General features: G+C 50.4%; 2 protein-coding genes. Both read left to right on the top strand.

Annotation, left to right across the window (positions count from 1 at the left end; genetic code table 11):
* The first annotated feature begins 140 nt into the window (after positions 1-140).
* Entirely contained in the window at positions 141-872 is a 732-nt protein-coding gene (locus tag AC13CN_RS13560; protein WP_483053212.1) for a TAXI family TRAP transporter solute-binding subunit, read from the top strand.
* 156 nt (positions 873-1,028) lie between these two features.
* Positions 1,029-2,267, top strand: coding sequence for a TRAP transporter fused permease subunit (locus AC13CN_RS13565; protein ID WP_283956743.1), 1,239 nt, complete (start codon positions 1,029-1,031; stop codon positions 2,265-2,267).
* Positions 2,268-2,398 lie beyond the last annotated feature (131 nt).

Consider the following 2,398-nt stretch of genomic DNA (forward strand, 5'->3'; position numbering starts at 1 on the left):
AGCGCTGGAAGCGGATCAAGGGGTTCAACAAGCTGGAGCTGGTCGTGAACAACGTCCAGTTCAAGGACGGCGAACCCTTGACCGATCAGTCAGACAGGACTGCCGCCTGACCGGCCATACACAGAATTTGACAATAACTCATCGAGAACTTACAAGCCTCGAGCGGCGATGCGCGCCTAATTAGTTTAAGCGATGACGCTATCAACTATATTGAAGAGAATAGTGCCTATAAGCGCTTTACGATTCCCGCTAATAGTTATGCGTTCCAAAGCGAAGATGTAAACACTATTACGGCTTATGCCATTTTAGTTGGTAACACAAATACTATTGATGAAGACCTGGGTTATGAACTAGCGCGTTTAATGCATGAACATGCTGAAGAAAACACGCACTCCCAATCTGCGTTCATTACCCTTGAAAATGCACTCAATGGTTCAGAAGGTCTCCCCATTCACCCCGGTGCTAAAAAATATTACGAAGAGCAAGGCCTCACCGTAAATAACCCGGTTGCGGAGCTTGGCGAAACTGAAGCCAAAGAAGAGTTTATTTTAGGTACCGGTAGCCAAGGCGGAACTTACTACCCTCTAGGCGGTGAGATGGCCACCATTTGGAACCGTTACCTGGAAAACTATAACTTCACGAATATTGAAACTGGCGCTTCAATCGAAAACTTAGTGAGCATTCGTGATAACGGTATGGATCTCGGGATGACCGTACACGCACCGGCACAAGATGCCGTTGCCGGACGCGGAGAGTTCGAAAGTGGCGCGATTGATAACGTTGCCTTTATCGGACACATTTACCCTGAAGTCATTCAGATTGTGACCCGTGAACGCTCCAATATTGACAGCCTAAGTGATCTAACCGATTGATGTTCCCCTTTCGCCGCTGGCTAAGCCAGCGGCGTTATATGTATGAGGTTTAATCGTGGATAAAAAAAAACTCCTGACGAAGCAGCGCTTTTAGAAAAGTATGATCGTGAGTCACAAGTACGTTCTGCACTACAGCTAGGCAAGTGGGGTTGGCTGATCACCCTAATGGGTGTATCACTGACTTGCTTTCATCTCTATACCGGTTATTTTGGTACGCTACCGTCACAGCAGCAAGGTGCCGTCCACTTAGGGCTTGCCTTGGGGATGATCTTTATCTTATTCCCTGCAACGCGCGGTGCGGGCAGGCGTAATGGCGTGCCGTGGTACGACGTAATACTCGCCTTCGTAGCCACCTTTGCCGCCTACTATAAAATCCTATTTTATGAAGAAGTTCTGCGTGCAAGGGTTACGGGCTATTCAGCCGTTGACCTAACGATTGCCGCACTCGGCGTACTGTTTGTACTAGAAGCAACTCGCCGTACTGTTGGTATGCCAATTGTTGTCATGGCTACGTTGGCAATTCTCTATGCGCTGTTTGGTAACTTGATCCCTAGCCCTTTGCTTTCTCATCCCGGCTTCTCTCTTGAGCAGGTGTCTCCCTACTTATGGTTTAGGGAAAGCGGCGTTTTTGGTACGCCCCTGCAAATATCGGCGCGCTTTATCTTCTTGTTCTTGTTTTTCGGCGTTGTTCTGATGCATACCGGCGTAGGCCGATTCTTTAATGACTTAGCCTTTGCGTTAACCGGGCGCTTTACGGGTGGGGCTGGCAAAGCCGCCGTTATAGCAAGCTCGCTTCAGGGTATGATTTCGGGAAGCTCTATCGGCAACACCGTGGCTTCTGGCTCTTTCACCATTCCTATGATGAAAAATGCCCGCTTCAAGCCCGAGGTAGCAGGAGCCGTCGAAGCGTCAGCCTCTACCGGCGGGCAGATCATGCCGCCCTTAATGGGTGCTGCGGCTTTTATCATGGTGGAGTACGTGGGCGTCTCTTACCGCGAAATCATGTTCTCGGCGCTGATTCCCGCCATTCTCTATTTTGCGGGTATTTTTATCGGGGTGCATTTCGAAGCCAAACGTCATCGCATTCTCGGCCTTCCTAAAGATCAATTGCCCAGCAAGCGTAAGCTGATACTGTCAAAAGGCTACATGTTGCTGCCTTTGCTCGTCATTATTACGACTATTAGCGTTGGCTTTACCGCTCAACGGGCAGCGCTACTGGGTATCGCATGTGCGTTTGCTGTCAGTTTGGCTCGCAAAGAAACACGCCCTTCGTTAAAAGATATATTGGTTATTTTTGAAAAAGGGGCGCGCGTGGCACTGCCAGTGATCGCAGCGGTCGCTTGCGCAGGCATTATCGCTGGCGTGGTAGGCATGACAGGAATGGGGGTCGGGTAGACCGGACGATTGCTCGTTCCGGCCCCCCACAGATCCGAGCGTGCGCGATTGACGCACTCGGCTCCTCAACCGTCAGGTTCACACGAAGGACGCTCGGTGCACGATTCTCGCTCGCGGTAACGGGAGTGTCA

Source organism: Vreelandella sp. L-25, from assembly GCF_056857535.1.